This is a genomic window from uncultured Maribacter sp. (assembly GCF_947496775.1).
In the GTDB taxonomy this organism is placed as follows: Bacteria; Bacteroidota; Bacteroidia; order Flavobacteriales; family Flavobacteriaceae; genus Maribacter_B.
In genome coordinates this window covers 734063-755004 of record NZ_CANMDU010000001.1, presented here as the reverse complement: position 1 = coordinate 755004, position 20942 = coordinate 734063, and the positions used below count along the sequence as shown (strand labels likewise).

13 protein-coding genes are annotated in these 20942 nt (G+C 34.0%); all 13 read right to left on the bottom strand.

The annotated features are described in order from the left end of the window. Positions 1 to 462: 462 nt before the first annotated feature. Positions 463 to 1206 (bottom strand): hypothetical protein, encoded by a 744-nt coding sequence (locus tag Q0856_RS03385; protein WP_298502633.1) that lies wholly within the window; start codon positions 1204 to 1206, stop codon positions 463 to 465. Positions 1207 to 1333: 127 nt separating this feature from the next. Next, positions 1334 to 2638, bottom strand: a complete 1305-nt coding sequence (locus tag Q0856_RS03380; RefSeq protein WP_298502585.1) for a glycoside hydrolase — start codon at positions 2636 to 2638, stop codon at positions 1334 to 1336. Positions 2639 to 2650: 12 nt separating this feature from the next. After that, the gene (locus tag Q0856_RS03375) at positions 2651 to 4372 is read right to left on the bottom strand and encodes a hypothetical protein (RefSeq protein WP_298502582.1); all 1722 of its coding nucleotides are present in this window, start codon (positions 4370 to 4372) and stop codon (positions 2651 to 2653) included. 1 nt (position 4373) lies between these two features. Beyond that, on the bottom strand, positions 4374 to 5537 hold the full coding sequence (locus Q0856_RS03370) for a mandelate racemase/muconate lactonizing enzyme family protein (protein WP_298502579.1): 1164 nt from the start codon (positions 5535 to 5537) through the stop codon (positions 4374 to 4376). Then, positions 5534 to 6454, bottom strand: a complete 921-nt coding sequence (locus Q0856_RS03365; protein WP_298502576.1) for a dihydrodipicolinate synthase family protein — start codon at positions 6452 to 6454, stop codon at positions 5534 to 5536. The genes Q0856_RS03370 and Q0856_RS03365 overlap by 4 nt, the downstream gene beginning before the upstream one ends. Before the next feature lie 94 nt (positions 6455 to 6548). Further along, positions 6549 to 8300: a glycoside hydrolase family 2 TIM barrel-domain containing protein gene (locus Q0856_RS03360; protein ID WP_298502573.1), complete on the bottom strand. Its 1752-nt coding sequence runs from the start codon at positions 8298 to 8300 to the stop codon at positions 6549 to 6551. A gap of 4 nt (positions 8301 to 8304) precedes the next feature. Beyond that, entirely contained in the window at positions 8305 to 9435 is a 1131-nt protein-coding gene (locus Q0856_RS03355; protein WP_298502570.1) for a glycoside hydrolase family protein, read from the bottom strand. Positions 9436 to 9450: 15 nt separating this feature from the next. Beyond that, positions 9451 to 10746, bottom strand: a complete 1296-nt coding sequence (locus tag Q0856_RS03350; RefSeq protein ID WP_298502567.1) for a family 16 glycosylhydrolase — start codon at positions 10744 to 10746, stop codon at positions 9451 to 9453. Between the two features lie 213 nt (positions 10747 to 10959). Further along, the gene (locus Q0856_RS03345; protein ID WP_298502564.1) at positions 10960 to 13281 is read right to left on the bottom strand and encodes a discoidin domain-containing protein; all 2322 of its coding nucleotides are present in this window, start codon (positions 13279 to 13281) and stop codon (positions 10960 to 10962) included. 6 nt (positions 13282 to 13287) lie between these two features. Next, positions 13288 to 14739: a sulfatase gene (locus Q0856_RS03340; RefSeq protein WP_298502561.1), complete on the bottom strand. Its 1452-nt coding sequence runs from the start codon at positions 14737 to 14739 to the stop codon at positions 13288 to 13290. A gap of 130 nt (positions 14740 to 14869) precedes the next feature. After that, the gene (locus Q0856_RS03335; RefSeq protein WP_298502559.1) at positions 14870 to 16819 is read right to left on the bottom strand and encodes a glycoside hydrolase family 97 protein; all 1950 of its coding nucleotides are present in this window, start codon (positions 16817 to 16819) and stop codon (positions 14870 to 14872) included. Positions 16820 to 16849: 30 nt separating this feature from the next. Then, a complete protein-coding gene (locus Q0856_RS03330; RefSeq protein WP_298502556.1) occupies positions 16850 to 19129 on the bottom strand; it encodes an FAD-dependent oxidoreductase in 2280 nt (759 codons plus the stop codon). Positions 19130 to 19169: 40 nt separating this feature from the next. Beyond that, positions 19170 to 20828: a sodium:solute symporter family protein gene (locus Q0856_RS03325; RefSeq protein ID WP_298502554.1), complete on the bottom strand. Its 1659-nt coding sequence runs from the start codon at positions 20826 to 20828 to the stop codon at positions 19170 to 19172. Positions 20829 to 20942 lie beyond the last annotated feature (114 nt).

Sequence of the window (20942 nt, the reverse complement as noted above, 5' to 3'; positions counted from 1 at the left end):
TTATTGAAGAGTAATAAATATCTAAAGCCAAATCTATAGTTTAACAACTATTAATAGCTAAACAAATGGTCTTGTCTATAGAATATATGGTTTAAGCTAGATTAAAATCAGTATTCAGAAGGAGTTGTATTTCCTTTTTAGAACATTTTTCTAACCATTCCCTATAAAATTGAACAAGAAATTTTGCTAGTATTTCAGGGTTTTTTAAGCTATGTTTTCTATTGTGTTAGTATTATAATCGTATAGTTGAACGAAAACAAGAGGTCTTGCAGGATTGCTTTTGTCTTTCCAAACAATAAGACGATATTGTTTTGTTCTGTGGCCATAGTTTTCATAGTTTCAATTACCAAATCGTTATGGTAAGCATCGGAGTAGGTATTGTTAGGATCATCCACATTAAGGTTTAACTCAATATAAAAGCTAGATAATAAATGCCTTATTCACTAGTCTAGAGGCAGTTTATTACATTTTCTTCCAAACCCTAAGATTGTCTACAGTCACTTTTCTTGGTACTAAAATGCGTAAAAGACCTTTTTTATCGTGTGCTATACCATTGGAGGAGAAGCTTCCTACCTCTTTTTTATCAATAAAAACAATTAATTTATCGTTTACTATTTCTATCATTAGCGAATGCCACTTACCAAGAGAAACGTTATTAGGTACTTTTTTAGACTTTAATTTTAATAATTCTTCCTTTTCATTTGTTAGTGTCTTATTTAAAATCGCATTACGGTGTTCCAACAAAAAAATTCCTGTTTTTAAATCGTACATTTCTAGCATCTTGGCTTTTACCTTTACATCTATTATATGCCCTGCATGAACACTAGTACAGGTCATATCTGCGATATTCATAACTAAAACATCATCAGGATGGTCTAATTTAAAATCAAGCCCTATAGCCCCGTCTTTAAAACCCATTTTATGCCTAACCGAAACAGCATGGTTAGCCTCTTTATGGATATAAACATGCATTTTACCATCTTTTAAATCTACCTCTTTATGTCCTTTAGCAGTCTTATCGCTACTGGTTGTCCAGCCATTACCTACTTCATCTTTTATTTCTTGAGTTTCATTTCTATCAAAATCATCGTAAAAAATTAATTCTCCATATGTATTTTCTTCTTTAAGTGCAGTACTCTGTTGTATTACTATCTTTTGATTACAAGAAATAAATATCAACAGCAAAAACAATGTTTTTATTTTCATAATTATAACGAAGTATATTCATACTACACCTAAGCATATAGCACCCTTATTTTTAATATTGCCTAATACAGCGTAGTTTTAGGGGTACTATTTGCTTTTGATAAATGGGTATAAATAATTAATTTTCTTACTGTTTCTTAATAGTCCTTCCTTCTGGATGTTTATTAATGCTACCTACTCCTTGTGCAAAATACACTTCTGGTTTATGCCAAACACCTGTGTTTTTATAAGCAGGTTCGTCATAATCTAAACTTAAGTCGCAGTCAAAACGAGCAATAATAGAGTAACTTTTTTTAGAAGTTCCTGCATTTATAAAATGAGATAAGCCCCAAGTAAATCCTCTACCGTCTTTTGTATCCGTAAATGCATCTGCTACAAATGGTGCCGCTGCCGTAGGTGTCAAAGAAACACTTGATGCGATTTTAAAATTAGCACCGTCTTCGGCATACTGTATGGTTTCACGCTCGTTACCATCTTTAATTGCTAAAGTTGCTATTCCTCCTTTATAAGGCCAATAAGTAGTTTCATGACCAGATTGCATTACTGGGTTTAGCGGGTGTTTTTCATAAGGACCTAAAGGATCATCTGCAATAGCTAAACCATGACCTACAGCATAGTTTTTTCTATTATCTGGCCACTTATTATAGGCTGCTTTGTAGTAAACATGAATTTTTCCATTACGTACTATAGGCTGTGGGTCATGTGTGGCTTTATGGTCCCATTCGTTTTCTTTTCCAAAAGGAATTACTTTATCTCCACCATGTGTCCAAGGACCATCCGGAGAATCTGCGTAAGAAACAGATACCGGACATAAATCTCCTTTTAAACCACTAGGTTCATCAAATGCTTGATAATACAAATAGTATTTTCCCTTCCAAACTAATATGTCTGGCGTAGCGACTGAACGCCAACCAGAATTTGGTTTTTCTGGTCTAGAAATGGCTACAGCTTGTTCCTCCCAAGTGATTCCATCTTCGCTTGTTGCATACCAAACATCTGCTAAATCCCAATCAGTTGATGGTATTTCATCTGTAGCTTCAGCAGCACGATTCCATCCTATAGGTGGTACTTTAGTATGGCGCTTTGTATACCATACGTAGTATTTACCGTTTACAAAAATTGGTCGTGATGGGTCTCTACGCGAAACTGTACCATCGCCATTACTATAATCGAAACCTTTTAAACGAGTATATTTAAATTGAGAAAAAAGCTCATTATCCTGTACTCTAGGCGTAGGATAATCGAACATACGGTCTGATGAAGAACTTAATGGTATGTTTGGCTTTTCTGTTGGCATTTTAAAAGGAAAAACACCTTCCATTTTTTTTTCTGCTATTTGTTCTGTTTTCTGCTTACTTTCTGAACAGGAAATAACTAGAATAAATAGTAAAGACAGCATCGTAATTCTTTGAATTTCTTGTGTTAATTTCATTTTTAATATTTTTTATTGTACTCTTATTTTTTTCTTAGCATTTTTTAAATATCTATAAGCTAAGTACGCAATTATTGCTAAGGCAATTGAAAAAGAAAACATAATTTGCATATGCTCAACATTTATTAAAGCTAATAAAGCTATAGCAATAGCAATAATAGATATGGTTATATATAGCATCTTTAAAGGCATCAACGATGCTGAAAGGGGTTTTTCTTTTTCAAACGTTTGTCTTAACTCCATAACTTCTTTCCATTTAGGGTCTTCTTTTTTACTAAAAAATTCGAATAGTAACAATATTGTAAATGGACCAATAACTCCTGAAACCATATCCGCAATACGACTATTTTCAGAAATCCATACGACTAATGGGTTAAATAAATCAATATTGGTTAAATAGCCTTCATTGGCTAACATAAATTTAAGTACGTAAGCAGACACAAATCCAAATACAGTAGTAAACCATACGCCCCAAAGTTTAATTTTTTTGGAAAACAAGCCCCAAATAGTAGGTAGGACTAATGGAATGTATAAAAGAGTATTAATATCAATTATAAAGGAAGTATAGCCATATTGAGGAATTAATAGTGCTCCAGCTATAATTATTAGACCTAATACTATTGTTATGAGTCTTCCTACAAATACTAATTGGGTTTCGTTTACAGTACGTACTACTCTTTTGTAAAATTCTGTAAACGCTCCTGCAAATACATTTAATCTTGTAGTAGCCATACTAGCAGTTGCAGATGACATTGCAGCAATCATTAATCCTATCATTCCTAATGGAAGAACCTCTTTACAGGCTAAAATATATGCTTGTTCCGGATTAACATTAGCCTCAATTGTTCTATAAATTAATGGAGGAATCATCCAAAAAAGCGGACTAACTAAATATAATACTCCAATTAAATATGCTACTTTTTTGGCATCTTTGGATTTTGGCACGCATACATATCTTTGAACGAAGGCCCATTCGCCCCCTAAGGATACAAAGTTAATTGTTGCCCATCCTATCATAAACCACCAACTATATTCACTAGTAACAGGAGAAAAGAATCCAGAAGGTGCATTATTTATAAAGTTATCAATACCACCTGCTTTAGTTATTATTAAAGGAATTACAAATACAACGGAAACCGTTAAAATAACAAATTGTAACACATCGGTCATTAAGACAGCCCATAAGCCACCAGAAAAAGCAATTATTATTACGATAATACATATAATAATAGAGGTTATAGGTATGGATAAAAATCCAGTTGCTGGGTCAACCAATAAGTGTCCTTCTGGTAGAGGCATTAATGCTGATACGATTACAGATAAGGCGTAAATAGACCCACCGGTAACAAACATTACCATTATCCCTTTTAACCAAGTGTAAAATTGCACTATAGATGAACCATATCTAATTTGTAAGTATTCCGAAGCAGAATTAACTCCTGCTTTTCGCCACTTTCCTGCCACCCATTTACCTACAAACATAGCAGCTACACCATAACAAATATTTATAACTACAGCAACTATACCGTATTTATATGCAATTCCTCCCCAAATAACAAAAGTTCCTGCTGAAAAACATGTCATAAAAGCTGATAATCCCGAAACCCACCAAGGAGATTGACCCCCAGCTGCAAACATGTCTTTAGAATTCTTCATTTTACCAGAAAATATCATTCCTGCAGCAACAATTCCAATAGCATATAATATAATTACAATGTAGTCTACTTTTTCCATGTTATTTTTTTAATTGCGAAATTGTATATGGAGTAGGTTCTATACCCAAACCAGGTTTGTCGGTAATATTATACATCCCTTTTTTTACTTCTATGCCTTCAGTTATTAAATGTTGGTTTCTATCAAATATAGTATGTTGATACTCATGAGATTTTATACCTTCTAAAGCAGAACTAGCTTGTAAACTTGCAGCCAAAAATATACCGGAACCTATGGTTGCGTGAGGTATTATACTCAAATTTTGAAATTGAGCTGCTAGCCCTATTCTCATAAATTGTGTAATACCAACATGTCCCATTTCTGGTTGAACAATATGGACAGCCTCTGCATTAATTCGAGCTTCTGCATCATATACTGTTCGCCATTCTTCCCCGACAGCAATAGGAGTTTTAACGGTGCGGGCTATGTGGGAAAGTCCTTTTATATCTTCGGTAGCTGTAGGAGCTTCTGCAAACCATAGATTATAAGGTTCCATCTGAATGATTTTTGCTATTGCTTCTGCTGAAGTTTGATTCCAATGCATATCACAAGCAATTTTAGTAGAAACTCCCAATGCGTTTCTTAAAGTTTCCATCTCTTTGCTTAAATCCTCACCTGCTTGTGGCGTAGCAAACTTAAAACTGTTAAAGCCTTTATCTTTCCATGAAACTGCTAATTCTACTCTTTTTTCTAATGTTGATTCTGGTAAACCCGAAACATAAGCCGGAATTTCTTTTCTTCTTTGACCTCCTAATAGCTTAGCGACTGGTAGTCCTGCCATTTTTCCTGAAATATCCCAAAGCGCAATATCTATTGCTGCTAACGCATCATGATAATAACCGCCACTATATTTTCGAAAGCGCATCATATTATAGATGTCTTCATATATAACAGACACGTCAAAAGGGTCTCTACCCTCAACAAAATCTGCCATAAAATCGTTGATCAACGCCATGGTAGCTTCTGGAGCAATAAGACCATACGTTTCTCCCCAACCAACTATTCCAGAGTCCGTTTCTATTCTTACTATAACCGTTCTATCTACAGTAGCGTATACTGTTTTATTACCACTACGAACAAAATAGCCTTTTTCATTTGCTTCTTCTCCTTTTTTAGCATCTCCCAAGTAAGGCTTGTCTCTTGGTATCGTTAATGTAAAAGCTTCTACCTTTTTTACTTTGCTCATACCGTTGTTGTCGTTTTTAAATATTTAGATAAACTCTCTAACTGATACTTAAGTTCTTCTTTATCTTGCGCGTCTAGTTCTGGAAGAGGTGCTTTCACCACCGAATTTTTAAATACTCCACGCAAAGTCAATACGTATTTGGTTAAACGCATTCTATAAACGGCTTGAATTATTAGCAAGGGCAAAGTATCTTTATAAATTGTTCGTGCCAAGGCTATATCTCCAGATTTGTGAGCATTCCACATGGCAACATGAAGGTCAGTAATTTCCGCAGCCGGCATTGCTGCTACTGTTCCTCTATTCATCTCATCGATAACATACCTAGCGCCGCCGCCGCCAATAACACCTATTAAATGTGAGGGTGCGTTCTTTATTAGATTTGTTATTTTGTTTCCAGAGGGAAGGGTTTCTTCCTTAACATATTTTATTTGCTTTACAGCTTTTGCAATCTCACAGATTGATTCAGGATCTAAACCTGCTCCAATTGGAAATGGCGCATTTTGAAGAATTACATCAACATTTGGTGCTATTTCAGATACCGTTTTCATAAAATTGGTTGCTCCTTCAATATCTTCTTTAAACTGTTTTGGAATGAGTACCATAACGGCATGTACTCCAAACTTTTCTGATTTTAGGATGTTTTCTCCTATTTCTTCAGCGCTACCTTTTCCGCCTCCGCAAATTATAGGCAATTTACCCTGATTGACTTCATATATTGCTTCTAACAACTCTAATCGTTCTGCTGAACTCAGAAAATCGTATTCACTCGCAACACCGGGAAATACTAAGGCACTGGCACCAGACTCAATGCAAAATGAAGTGACTTTTTTTATAGAAGCTTTGTCTATAGACATGTCTTCATTAAAAGGTGTAGGTATCACCGGTAAAATTCCTGTTAATTCTGCTTTTTTTTCCAAAAGATTTTAAATTTTATTTAATTATAATTTACCAAGGTTGTAGAACAACCTTAGTTTATTTTGATTTTGTTAAACTGCGGCTTTTCGCCTTTAATTATTTACTATTTTCAGGTAATTCTCTTATACTCCAATAATCATATATTTCTTTTAGCTGCTCATATGCTTCTTTTTTATTACGTTTCTCATCTACAATGCCCCATTCTCTAAACCCAGATTCTGGTGTACCACGATAATTACTTCTGTAATCGTTATAACTCCAAAGCGATATGCCTGTTACATATGGTAAATCTTTAAGCTTTTTTAAATATCCAACAAGCTCATCTTTTAGTTTTCCTTTGGGTGCAGGTCCAATTTGGCCAATACCAATTTCAGAGATAAAAATTGGCTTCCCTGGAAATTTATCATGCGTTATTTTAGTAAGTTCTACTGCACTACCATAGGAATTCATTGATATAAAATCTACTTTTTCATAGGGTTCACTACCTATTTCGCCTTTTCTGTACGTGGTAATAGTAACGTATGTTTTTAATCTTGATGGGTCTAATTCTTTAACATAATCTAACATGGAATTTGCATAATCGTATTGATTTTTGGTCATCTTTTTTTCTGGCCATGTTGCTGCAATGGAATCATTCTCTCGTAACTCATTACCCACGCTCCAAGCAACCACAGATGGGTGATTATAATCACGTTCTATCATTTCTTTCATCCATTTTTTAGTTAGAGGGTTATCAGGAAACGTTTGTGGGTCATCATCTCCCCAAACGGGAATTTCTTCTACTAATAAAAAACCAATACTATCACACACTTTTAGTAAGTTTTTTGAGAGTGGCGCATGCATTAAGCGTGAAAAATTACAGCCTAAAGATTTAATATCTAACATGTCTTTTAACACCAATTCATCTGGTTCTGTATTGCCATAAACTGGATGGTCGTGCACACGATTTATTCCGTTCATTCTTACAGCCTCATTATTTAGAAAGAATTGCTCTCCGCGAACTTCAAATTTTCTAATTCCGAATTTATCTGAAGCTGTATCAACTTCATTCGTATGAATAGAAATTGTACTATTCAGTTGATAAAGATTAGGTGCATTAAAATGCCATAATTCTACATCTGAAAGCGGTTTTTTAAATTTTAAATACGAGACAGCCGTTGATGCTTTTTCAACGGTTAAAGAGAGAGAATCTTTATGAATCCCTTCAATCTCAGCATATATTTTACCAAAAGCAGATGTACTTCCATTATTTTCAACTTTATATTTAATTGTAAAATCTACGGTTTGTTTTTCAAAATCTGGAACCGAAGTAATATGTTGATAAACTAATCTTACATCATCATTAGCCATCAGAGTTACATCTCTACTAATACCTCCCCATGCCCACCAAGCACCACGTTTATACGTGTTGTCTGCCATAACTACAACAGAGTTTTCTTTATTAAAATCAACTTTATCGGTAATATTAAACTCAAATGGTGTGTAGCCCCCAATATGGTCTCCCAATAATTCTCCATTTAACCAAACTTTAGTAGTTTCATAAACAGCATCAAATTTTAATCTAACTTGTTTAGCTTTCCAGTTTTTTGGTAGGCTGAATGTTTTTTGATAATAGCCTTTACCTACATATTCTGAATAACGCTCACGGGTATCCCAATTCCCTGGCACTTGCAAGGTATCCCATTGGTTATACGATGCTTTAAAAAGCTCCTCTTCATTAATTGAATTTGAAGCTAAAAATTGCCAGTTACCATTCAATGAAACTGGTTTTAGTTCTTGTGGTTGCACCTCTTTACTACAGCTGTACAGTGCCACTACAAAAATGAATAAACAGACTATTTTTTTCATGTTCTTATTTTTTATATTTAGTAATTTTCAATGGTATTTGGATATTAAATGAATGACGAATATTATTCACATCTATAGAATCTGCTGCGCACAAAAGTGCTACTGGCTCACCACCCTCCATAAATACTTGCGGGCGTTCTAGATGGTCAAATTTAATTTTCCTACCATCCGTAAACATTACTGTTCTATCAGAAACATCAAAATATTTACCTTGTTCCCAATGTATGCCATCTTCAGAATCATAATACACCAATGAAAACACCCTTGTTTTCCCTTCGTGATTCATTCGCTTTACTATTGCTCTATATTTGCCATCTTGATACCAGATGTATGGATCTTCCGCAGGAAACGCCTCACCTTCAAAGGTGAATATTGGCTCTGGATATTTTTTAAATGGACCCGTTGGCGAATCTGCTATGGCTACCATATGCACAACGGGACCACCAGCAGGTAGTTTAAACTTTTTTCCAACGGCTTTATAAACCATTAATATTTTACCATCTGCCATTTGACATACAGATGGATTAGAGGTCATTAATGCATCATGAGCAAGCGAATCATTTACAGTAATATCTAGTACAGGTTTATCAAAACGTTTCCATGGTCCATTGGGGCTATCTGCAACAGCTACACCAATGCGCTGGTTATTTCTATGCTCCCAGTTTATTTTAGCTTTCCCTGGTGTACTCACAATTTTCTTATCACCAAAATTTCCCATATAATACAGGTAATATTTATCGCTAAATTTGTGTACTGTTGGGTTATGCGTTGTAGAACCATCCCAAAATTCTGGACCTCGGTCTGGTAAAACATCTTTTTTATGTTCAAAAGGTCCAAATGGCGAATCTGAAACAGCGTGTGAAATAATGGAATAATTAACCCATTCCCAACCCAGTTTTTTGGGCCAAACGGAATAAAACATATGGTACTTATCATCTTCCCCTTTAACTAGAGAACCGCCCCAAATACTTAAAGAATCATTTGCAAAAACGGATTCAGGAGCTACTTTACCCAATTCAATCTGATAGTCTATAACTTCTTCTTTTATAGTATTCAACACTTCTTTTTTGTTCTTTTTATCAGAACAAGCTATTAATACAGTTACTAAAAGAAGTGATAACGAAAGTTTACGCATAATTTTCATTCGTATTTAGTTTGTTGTTCCACTTTTTCGATTATAATATCTAACGTAGTCTATTTTCATACTTTTTCCATCTAAATCATCTGTAATAGGGCCAGAATAATTGTTTTTTAAAATTGCTAGACTAAACAAGATATTAGTTTCGCTAAAACAAACCGCATTGCGCATTGTATAATATAGCTTACCATCAAAATAGAATTTAAAATAATCTTCATCCCACTCTAAGCCATAGGTATGATATTCTTCTCCGAAGTTTGATGTTTCAGATAAATTGTACTCATGAATTGTTTTCCAAATGTTATTTTCGAACACTTGTATTTTATAATCTGTTATAAGGTTTCTTGACATGCCATCATTTTGCAGCCAACCATTTATAAACTGAATGCTTTTTATTTCTTTATCTGCATCCCATTCAAATTCTATCCACTTATCTCCAGAGTTTCTCGATACCCATCTGGTATCTAAACGATTATCTGCTACAAAACCTGGTTCTGATTTTAAAGCATTGGAATTATTTCCGTTTGTTGTAATGGTAACATCATTACTAGCCACTAAATTTTTGATATGTTCTGGTAATGGCTTATTGCTATTTGGAAAGTTCTTAATTGATGTTCCAAAAATGCGTAATTCGCTTATTTGAATTGATTTGGGTGTTGATGAAATGAGTCTAATTTTTTTGGTTTTTACTACTTCTTTCAACTCTATTTCATGTAATGGCTCTGCGGTGAGTGTATGATGTAGCTGATTACTCGAATGTGTTTTTCTTCCACTAGGAGCTGTATCAAAATCTGTCCAGTTATGTACATTTGTATTTATGATACTTGGAAAGTGCCCTTCATTAATATCGACTTCACAAGCCTTTTCTCCTTTAGCTAGTTTAAATTTGGGCCATAACCAAAAGGAGTTATTAGTTGCGGGTGCAACTGCATACTTATACCTAGCCTCAAAATATCCATAACCAAATGTTTTCTTTGTCCAAACATTACCTGCCGTCCAATCCTGTCCTCCTCTTGTTTCTTTTTTTATACCAAGTTCCAGAATACCATTTTGTACAACAGCATTTTCTCTCCAACGACTGCAGGCTACCAAAACGTGTTCTGTTGGGCCATTTTGCGAAATCCATTTTTTATCTAATTCTTTATCCGAATAATCAAATTCGTCTTGCCATATTAGTTTCCAATTACTCAAATCTACTTGCTCATAATTCTCTAAAATAGATTTCTGATTCTTTTCTGAATTCTGCGCATACAATGACGATAACACTGAAAACAACATGATAACAAGATGTATATTTATTTTATTCATTGGTTAACTCTTATAATTTAAGAACGATTACTTTTTTTAGTATTAAAAACCCTCTTTATATTGAAATAGATATCGTTTTCATTATTTAAAGAAATAGCACTTTCATTTTGGTTTGTTTTAGTTTTTTAGAGGTATAGTTCACTGCAATAAAAAGCACAAAAATTAAGTTTATGCAAAGTGTTTTTTCGGTGTAAAACTGTTTAGTATTCATAACTATTCTCTACTAAATTTTGCTTCCTTTTTAAAGTATCCCAGCCCATAACTAGCCGTAATAGTTTCTCTTTTTTTTAACTTTATAGTCTGATTTTTAAAAATTAACTTATTACCTTTTAAAGTAATATCCGCAGTTAAATATTTGGAAAAAGGACCTTCTTCCGTACATTTTATATAAAATGTTTGCCCTTTGGATGTTTGTAATTTTAAGCGAACACTATCCTGTTTTTCTTCGTTAAAATTGATTGGCGCTTGAAGCTGTAATTTTATTTTGTTTGATGCCGTTTTGATAAATTCTATAGTAGTATTATCATTTGCTAAATAGGCTAAACTAGTATTAAAGGCAGTGTTAAATTGTACCCAGCCTTCTGTCCAACCAATATTTCCAAGTTCCGGATGGTTAGGGTAGTGTTCTGCCTTTGGAGAGCCGTCAAAAACAAAAGGAACAGGAGCAAGGAGACCTATTCCTCCTTCATGACCATTGTACCATCCTAAATCTACACCTTCAATCTCTCTTGGTCCATCATAAGAAAAGTGCCTTCCTGTAGGGTTTCTACCAAAAGAGTTATCTATATGAGACCATGCAATTTTATTTAGTTCTTTTTTTAGAATAGAGTCTAGAATAACACTTTTAGCGGCTAAAGCAGCAGCAGGAAACCCTAAAACATTTCCTGTTTCGTTCCAACCAATAGGTGCCCACTCTTTGTTATCGGTATATTTTCTAAAGTCCCACATATTATTAGAGCGGCTAAGCATTACTTTTGCCCACTGTGTTACTTTTTCTTGAAGTCCTTTTGGAGCTTTATTTGGGTATTGGTTGTAGAAATATGCAAAAGCACGCATAGTAATATGTTCCGACATGCGCTGCCCTTTTGTGGTAATTGGATCTTTCCAGTCTAAATTGGTAATCATCCATTGCATTTGTGTAAAGGCTGCATCAAAATATTTTTGAGCGTCTTTTGGAGATTTTCTTTTTACAACCTCATACATCATTAAATTAGGAATAATAGAATGACCAGGAGGTAATTCTCCTTTATTGGTTCCCATTTTAGTTTTTAGGCTTAACAGGTTGTGTCCTTCACTTTTATCATATTTGGTTGTTGAGGTTGCTCTAACTTCTTCTTTGTCCCAAACATTAATAAGATAGTTGTAAACTATATCAAAATTCTGTTGAGGTAGCCATTCTTTTAAATATGGATAAGCGTACAAGAAATGTGCTAATTCTGCTTTTTGATGTTCGTGTTCTAATGCTTGAGATATTTTTACATCTACATCCCAGTGGATTAGTTTTACAATGTCTGGAGCATCTTTTTTATACGGTTTTAAGGCTCCCCAAAATCCTTTGTATTCCTTTGGGTAAGAAGAATTATCTACATATTTAATTCTCTTTTCTAAACTTTTATATGCCTCTGGGTTTGATAAATATTGTGCAATTAAACCTTGCAATGCCCAATTAAAAAAATCGCCATCTCTCCAAGCCCAAGATAGTTTGCTAATTTTTTTAGTAGTACCAACATAATGTCTTGCACCAGTCATAAAATCAGTGGCATTTTGGTAAGATACACGCTCTAACCAATAGGGCCCAATTCTAAAAGGGTACGATTCAAATTCATTAGAAATGATAACATATTCATCTTTAGAGCTAGGGTTAAAGGAGGTGAAATCACCAATATGGTTTTTAATTGTTCCTTTATACACTACTTCTTTTGTTGTTCTATTTTTTATAACAAAAGAGGTATTGTCTTCTAGTTTAGGAGCAGTAAACCGCTTGGGTTGCTGTAAATTATATCCACTTTGGTTTATTAATATTTCTTTGAGCTCGGTTAAATCTGCTTTGTAGACAATGCCATAAATTTCAAACTCTTTAACCATAATTTTATCCGAAGAATTTACAGTGAAACGTATATGGTCTGTAAGCATTGGTTTTTTTAGCTTAACACTAACCAATTCATTATCATTAAACTTACGTTTAACAAATTCTCTCCAACGTCCATTCATATAAGTTTGTAGTGCATAAGAAATAGGGGCTTTAGAGGAAGTATAATCTAGTTGAATTTTAATTTCTGTCACCTCGGTATTTCCTGGTAGTTCTATACTAACCCATTTTTCTTTATCCCCAGAATTGCTAATCCAAGAAGTTTCTAAGTTACCATCATTTACATATTTTGAGTCTAACTTGTTTTCAATATTATTAGAGTGTGTAGTGCCTGTTGTAGCAAGGTTGTTTTGCGAAAGGACAGGAGAAATGCATCCAAGTAAAAATATTCCTATAATGCTATTAAGGAAATTAATTGCCGTTTTTTTTCTGCTTTTTTTGAACATAATTCTTTAGTAATGTTTTTTTACAAATGGATGATTCATCTTTTCTGTAGGGGACCTAAAAACCCAAGATTTCCATAATTCATATCTTTTTTGCCATTCTTCTAAAGTGCGTGTTGGGTATTTAGAAGAAGCTCCCCCTGCTTTAAATTCTGGGGTAACTCCTTTATCTTTTATTTCTATTCTCCATTCATTTAAAGAGGCGAGCATTTTTTCTTTTATAGGAGCATATTTTTTATCATTTGCTAAATTGTTTATCTCGTATGGATCATTTATTATATCAAACAATTCAAATTCTGGTTTTGTTGGAGCAAAGAATTTGGCTTGTATATCATTTAGTTTTCCTTCCATATTAAGTATATTCATTTCAGCAAGCATAGGATACATATCTTCTTTATAACCACTGTATTGTAGCCACGCCCTTTCTGGCATTAGGTTATGAATTAGCTTATACTTTTTAGATCTAATTGTTCGCATGGCATCATGTGTAGAACCCATACGACTACGAGCAGCAAAAATGTATTCTCTGTTATTAGCTTCTTCTTTAAATAAATTTTTTCCGTGTAATTCTTGTGGTGGTGTAACCCCAGCAACTTCTAATATAGTTGCCGTAATATCTATAGTCTGTACTAAGTTTTCGTTTATCTGGTTTGGTTTTATTTTGCCAGGCCATTTTATAATCAATGGGACTTGTAATCCCGGGTCATACAAAAATTGTTTCCCTCTTATATGACACCTTCCGTTATCACCTATTAAAAATACAAGGGTATTATCAGTTAGTTTTTCTTTATCTAAGCGGTCTAAAAGAACACCAATTTCTCTATCGCAAATTTGCATTTGCTCTAGGCCATTAGCCCAATCGCGTCTAGCAAAAGGAGTATCTACATAGTAAGGAGGTAATTCTATATTTCTCGGGTCTATTGGGTTAATGGAATCTCTTTCCCATTTTCTATGTGTTCCTTGTAATGTAATTTGAGCAAAGAAAGGTTGGTTTTTTTTTCTGTTTTTCCAGTCGTTGCCCATAAAACCTATATCTGCTTCAAAGTTGCAATCGGTTTTGTTAGAAGCCATTAATGCAGTGTAATACCCAGCTTCTTTTAATAATAAAGGCATAGGTTTTATACCATATGGTAAAGGTTCTTTTTCTTCCTGTTTTAAGCGATGTTCTTCAGAACCAATATAATCTTGATGAAACCCTGTCATCATCGCAGATCTTGAAGCTGAGCATACTGGCGCGGTACAAAATGCATTGGTATATTTTATACCTTCAGAAGCTAGTTTGTCGGTTACAGGAGTTTCTATTCCTTTAGTACCATAACAACCTAAATCAGGACTCCAGTCTTCTAACATTATCCAAACAATATTTGGGCGTTCTTTTGGTTCACCCTCTTTTTTAGTTTCAGAGCAACTAAAAGCGAATACTAGACTAAGTCCAAGGAGTATTTTTTTTAGTATTTGCATTTTATATTATTTTACTAGTATTATTGCTTTTTGTTTCTTCTGAATTAAATGTTTTTTTTGACTTTTCTTCACAGGATTGTAGGGAAACTAAGTTTGTAGATAATATGTCGATGTATAATCTTTTCATTATCTAGTTTCTTTTAAACTGAATTGCAGCTCCTCCTTTAGAAGCTAAGGTTAGCTCTATTTTAGAATTTTTATTAACTACTTGTATTTCTTTTTTAAATGGTAATGCAGTATTCCATTGTCTTAAGTTTGCTTCTTTATTTAATCCTTCTAGGTGAATTCTTTTAGCATTTATATCATCTGTGAAAATGGTAGCCGTGTATTCTCCTTCTTCTAGAAAATTACAATCTATACTCAACTGCTCTTGCTCTCTTGCATGTAATACACCAACATACCAATCTTCCTTGTTTCTTCTTGCAATAGCAGCTAGTTCTCCTATTTTACTTTGTGGTAATACTAACGTTTCGTCCCAGACGGAAGGCACTTCTTTAATAAAATCTAACGCTGGTTGTACCGATTTGTTAGTTAATAAAAACTGCGTGTTCTCAGCAATACAATTAAACGGGGAATAAAATGCAACTAAAGTTCCTAATTGCTGCGCCCATGTGGTTTCTCCAGGTTCCGTAAAACCTATTGGGGTATAGTCGGCATGGCCAGTTACGTATCTAGTAAATGGTAAGGCAGCATTATGGGATGCGGGTAATGGACCTTCTTTCATATGATTTACTTCTAAACCACGAATACCTTCACGAGTTACTTCATTGGGGTAGGTTCTATATTCCCCTGAACTTTGTTGGCACCCATGAAAATTTACCATTAATTGACGTTTTGCGGCGTTCTTTAAAAGAGCTTCGTCAAAAGCAATTAAAGATTTATCCTGGCCATTCATAAAATCTACTTTTATTCCAACAGCACCAGTGAGCTTTACACTATCTAAAAATTGACGCATAACAGCATAATCATTATCCGGAAAGTTTATTTCTTTAGAGTGTTTCCAAAGAAAAATACCAACGTCTTTTGTTTTTGCAAAGGCGCATAATTTTTTTACATTTTGCCATTTGTTATCCCATCTTTCCCAGCCTTCATCAACTATGGAGTAGTCAAAATTAAGGGCATGGGCATCCATAACCATTTCTTTTTCCTCCTTGTAATTCACATTTTTTCCAGACCACCAATGCCAAACCGATTTTCCTGGTTTTATCCAATCCGTGTTCGTAAATATGTTTGGGTCTGGAGTAGGGTTTAAAGCTGCAACCATAGTATTGTTAACTAAAGCGTTTAAATCATCGGCTAATAAAATACAGCGCCAAGCGGATGTTACTTTGTTTTCTACTTTGAAGCCTTTTTCTTCTGTGAAATTTGCCTTGAAAGTATTATTTCCTATTCCTTTTAGACGTAAGCCACTATAATTAAAAAGGGCAGATTCCGCTATAAGAGCATATCCTCCATTAGGTAATTCGCAAGTTAAAGTAAGTCCTTGTATGGGACCCATTTTAGATACGGTTGGCATTGCAGAAATATCTGCAGACAACCATTCCCCTGCGTGCGATTTTAATTTCCAATCGCTATCCCTTTCAAAGTACCACACCTTTGTTTTATTGGGAAGTTTAAAAGAGGATATTTCTGCGTTTACAGTTTGTTTGCCTTCTCCAGGAACGATATACCGATATGCAATACCCTCTGGAGATATCTGAAATTCAATATTCCATATAAACCCATCTTTTTCTTTTAAGGTGAAATTTGTATGATTTGCATTATAAATAGCCTTGTTCTTTATTCCTAATAATGGAAAACTAGTAGAGACTGTAGTTGTTTCTTGCTTAATTATTTCTGAAGTACTTCCTAAAGAGCGATTGTTTACTACAATGCCAAGTAAAGAAGTGTCTAGTACTATTTGTTTTTCTTTTGAAATAGTATAAGCCAGTTGTTTATTGTCAAGGGTAATAATATTAACTTTAAGAGCGCCATTAATCATAGATATTTGCTCTTTTTTTGAGGAACATGAAACAAGTAAAATGAACACAAAAACAACAGAAAAAATGTTGGTTGTAAATTTAAAATTCTTGTTATTCATTTTGGATAGTTTCATGTTCCTTAAAACTTGTTAACTACATAATATTTCAAAAATGGCAGCTGGAATTTCCTTAGAAGGATGAGCTACTTCAATAGTAAAGCCTTTTGTTGTTATACTATCCTTAAATTTAATGGTGTTTATAGTTTGATGATTTTCTTCTATAGATGTTAAAACAGTACCATTTAAATCTTTTATCACATAATTCTGAATACAAAAAGGAATAACAGATTCTGGATGTCCATATAATGTAGACTCCATTGGATGGTCATAATCCGTATCTAAAAAGAGTTTAATCTCTGAAATAGTTTGCTCTGTGTCCCATTCCACTTTTACAGAAGGTTTAGCGTCATTTGTGTCGGCAATCCATGCGTTGGTTTGCGTACTGGGTCTAACATATCCATTACCCAAATTTGCCACATTAAAAGAGGATAAAGCAGGAGAGATTTCCATAGCTATATTCTTTCCTTCTGGTCTACGATGAGGTATCCAAAATTCAAAAGTATCTACACCGATTCCGTCTGGTGGTGTTTGTTTTCCGTTATTAGAAACGGCCTTGTTAACACCGTTAAAAACCGATAAAATGCCAGAGTATCTTTCTTCGCTGGTTTGTATGCTTACATTGTTATTAGCTAAAAATGTTATAAATCCATATTGTTCATTTGGAAGAACGGCATCAAAAGAAATAGTACAATATTGTTCTCCTTTATTTAAGGAAATTTCTTTTGTCTCTAGTATTACTTCTGGAGTATAGTTGTTCGTTTTTTCAGAGGTGCGTAGTTGCGCAGTAATTGTTGTTTTTTCTTCTGCTTTTACCTTGATTTTAAAAGTGTATTTTTCATTACTTATTAAAGGTAATAATTGTGCAGAAGAGGTAGTAAGAGGCAGCCAATCTCCGTTAAAAGGTATTTGCGATAATTGTAATTCTGATGAAGCGCTTATAATTGCTTTACTAATTAAATTACTTGTTTTTTCAATAGGTATATTCGGAATACTTTGACCTGTTTTATTTAGCTCATTTTGTAAATAGCTAATCCTATTGTTTTCAAGAATTTGTGCCGGTAAAATATTTTTTTCATTACATATAGCAGCAGCCATGCCAACTGCTTGTCCGCATAAGCCTGTAGTAGCCATAACTCTAGTAGAACCAAAAGCTACGTGAGTAGCACTAATAATTCTTCCGGCTAATAGTAAATTGTCAATATCTTTGCTTACAAAAGAACGATATGGTATTTGATAAATACCTTTAGAGTGCCATTGTGTACATCCAGAAAGTTCACTATAAATACCATCTGCAGGGTGTAAATCTATAGCCCAACCTCCATGAGCAATGGCATCATCAAACTGACATTGGTTTAATACATCTTGCTGTTTCATCATATACAAACCTTCAAAGCGACGACTTTCTCTTTTTCCCGGAATAGTACCAACCCATTCTAAAGTATGGTTTTCTACATCCTCAAATTCTCCAGAGTTTTTAATATAATCCCAAACACCATAAATAACCTTCCATAGTTCGTGTTTTATTTCTTCGGTATCATGTATAGTATCACCTCTTCCTCCATATTCAAACCACCAAAATCTACATCCTTTATCATCTTTTCCAATAGCTTTGTATCTAGGAATTTCAGTAATGTCTTTAAGAGCAAAAGCGGGAGGGGTATATTTTACTGGATTATTTTCTCGTTTACTATAAAAATACATAGAGTGCCCCAAAAGTTCTCCGTAAGATTTATCTGGAGCAAATAATTCGCCAAACTCTTCTTTTGTTTCGGCACCCATTCTAAAAGAAGCACCTGCTTTAAAAGCAACAATACCATCTCCAGAAGCATCACAAAATAGGGGAGCTTTAACTTTATAGGTTGTTGAGTTTTGAGAACAAAAAGCTATAACGGATTCTATTTTGGTATCACTAGTCTTAGTAATATCATAAACATTGGTATTTAACAAAAGAGTAATGTTTTCTTCTAACATTACCTTTTCAAGAAGAATGGTATCAAAAATAACTGCATTTCCTTCTTTATTTCGGTACATGTTTTCTACTAGTATCTCATCCATTACACCACCTTCACGAGCCCATCTATTGTTATTTCCCATATGAGATGTAGCACCCAAAATCCATAGGCGCACTTCCGAAGAAGCATTACCGCCTAATACTGGCCTGTCTTGAATGAGTACTGTTTTTGTTCCTTTTCTGGCGGCTGTAATAGCAGCACATACGCCAGCTGTTCCTCCACCAACAATTACGAAATCGCTATTTAGGATTGCCGTTTTATTATCGCGTATTTTTTCTTGAAAATTCTGTATTAACATTTAATAATGTATTATGTGTATTTTATTTGTTTATAATGATTTATATTCTTGATTTCCGGATGATAAATGCTCCAAGTAAAAGAACAGCAATACCCATACCTCCAACTAAGAACACTCCAGTTTCTGCTATAAAAGAGAGTAGTAGTATTAGCAAGCCAGTTGCAGCAACTCCAATACCAATTACTTTAGTTCCTCTTTTATTGTCTTTATCATCGTCATTTACTTCCTCTTCTTTACTATTGGTGATTTTTAATTGTCTTAATTTTTCATAATTGTAGTAGGCAGATGTATCACTTTTTGAAGTAATAAGTATAACCTCAATTAAGCCCATTAACAAAATAGGTAAACCCATACCAACTGCCATTTCCATAGAACGACTCAGTGTTACATTAATAATTTCTGGAGCAAAAAATTTAAAGAAAAAGTTTACTATTAGGGATAGTATAGTTACAAATAATATAGTTTTCCCTGTTTGATGTTTTGAGAATAATGACCAAAGGGGAGGTAAAAACATAGCACCACCTGTTAGAGCACCTAAGCTTAATACTACTTCTACAATTCCTCCCATATAAGGAACTAATAAAGCCACAATTATAGTTAATATTCCAAGAACTACAGTTGCAATTTTAGCAACTCTCATTAACTTAGTATTACTTGTTTTAGGAAACAAACTTTTATAAATATCATTCGTTAATACTCCTGCCGATATGTTTAAAGTAGTATTTACAGAGCTAGATGTTGCAAATATCATTCCCCCTAACATTAACCCAAGCATGCCAACTGGTAATACTTCTTTGCACATTAGTAAGTATGCTCCTTCATCTGCAAGCTCTGCCAATTCAGGATTCAATACACGATAAATCATAGGAGGTAACATCCATATTAATGGGCTAATTAGGTATAGTCCACCAAATAACCAACCAACTTTTTTTGCGTCTTTAGGTGTTGCAACACTCGTATAGCGTTGTACATATGCCCAATTACCCGCGATAAAAAATAGATTGTAGAAACAAAAAGCTACTAAAAATAAACCCGAATATTCTGAATTGGTAAATTCAAAAAACTGCTCAGGGGCATTTGTAATAAAGTTGTCTATACCACCAACTTTATCAAGGGAAAGAGGTAGTACTATTAAAACAGCAGCTGTTAATACAATAAATTGTAACACATCGGTTACTATTACAGCCCATAAGCCACCTACAGCGGTGTAAATTAAAATTAGAATTCCCAATATAATAATACTGGTTGAAATTGGAACACCTGTAGAAACTTCTACAATTTTAGCAACAGGGTATAAAAAAGCTCCTGTGGTAAATAATGAGATAATTAAAAATAGATATGTATATGTTTTTTGGGTAGATTTTCCAAAACGGTCTGTGATATATTCAGCAGCGGTTAATGCTTTTGTTTTTTGCCATTTAGGCGCTAAGAAAAAACCTATAATGATTCCGGCTATACACATTGTCCATTGCACTGATACTGCAACCCATCCGCTAGAATAAGCAATGGATCCCCAAACGACAAAAGTTCCTGCGGAAAAGAAACTCATGAATAAAGATAGACCACTCATCCACCAAGGAAGAGCACCACCAGCAGCAAAAAATGATTTCATGTTTTTGCCAGATTTAGAGAAACTCATTCCGCAAACAAAAACTAGTAAAGTAAAAATTACTATTACTCCAATGTCTATATTATTCATAATTTTATAAGTGTAATTAATACAATTAAAAGCTATTTTTCTTTTTTTTATACTAAAACAAAAAATTTATTACCGAAAACCTTCCCGAATAGCCTTGTTATTTTCGGAAACGTT

What these genes read in the sequence shown, in the direction of transcription:
- Q0856_RS03385 (WP_298502633.1), bottom strand. Translation starts at nt 1,206, where the DNA reads ATGAAAATAAAAACATTGTTTTTGCTGTTGATATTTATTTCTTGTAAT.
- Q0856_RS03380 (WP_298502585.1), bottom strand. Translation starts at nt 2,638, where the DNA reads ATGAAATTAACACAAGAAATTCAAAGAATTACGATGCTGTCTTTACTA.
- Q0856_RS03375 (WP_298502582.1), bottom strand. Translation starts at nt 4,372, where the DNA reads ATGGAAAAAGTAGACTACATTGTAATTATATTATATGCTATTGGAATT.
- Q0856_RS03370 (WP_298502579.1), bottom strand. Translation starts at nt 5,537, where the DNA reads ATGAGCAAAGTAAAAAAGGTAGAAGCTTTTACATTAACGATACCAAGA.
- Q0856_RS03360 (WP_298502573.1), bottom strand. Translation starts at nt 8,300, where the DNA reads ATGAAAAAAATAGTCTGTTTATTCATTTTTGTAGTGGCACTGTACAGC.
- Q0856_RS03355 (WP_298502570.1), bottom strand. Translation starts at nt 9,435, where the DNA reads ATGCGTAAACTTTCGTTATCACTTCTTTTAGTAACTGTATTAATAGCT.
- Q0856_RS03350 (WP_298502567.1), bottom strand. Translation starts at nt 10,746, where the DNA reads ATGAATAAAATAAATATACATCTTGTTATCATGTTGTTTTCAGTGTTA.
- Q0856_RS03345 (WP_298502564.1), bottom strand. Translation starts at nt 13,281, where the DNA reads ATGTTCAAAAAAAGCAGAAAAAAAACGGCAATTAATTTCCTTAATAGC.
- Q0856_RS03340 (WP_298502561.1), bottom strand. Translation starts at nt 14,739, where the DNA reads ATGCAAATACTAAAAAAAATACTCCTTGGACTTAGTCTAGTATTCGCT.
- Q0856_RS03335 (WP_298502559.1), bottom strand. Translation starts at nt 16,819, where the DNA reads ATGAATAACAAGAATTTTAAATTTACAACCAACATTTTTTCTGTTGTT.
- Q0856_RS03330 (WP_298502556.1), bottom strand. Translation starts at nt 19,129, where the DNA reads ATGTTAATACAGAATTTTCAAGAAAAAATACGCGATAATAAAACGGCA.
- Q0856_RS03325 (WP_298502554.1), bottom strand. Translation starts at nt 20,828, where the DNA reads ATGAATAATATAGACATTGGAGTAATAGTAATTTTTACTTTACTAGTT.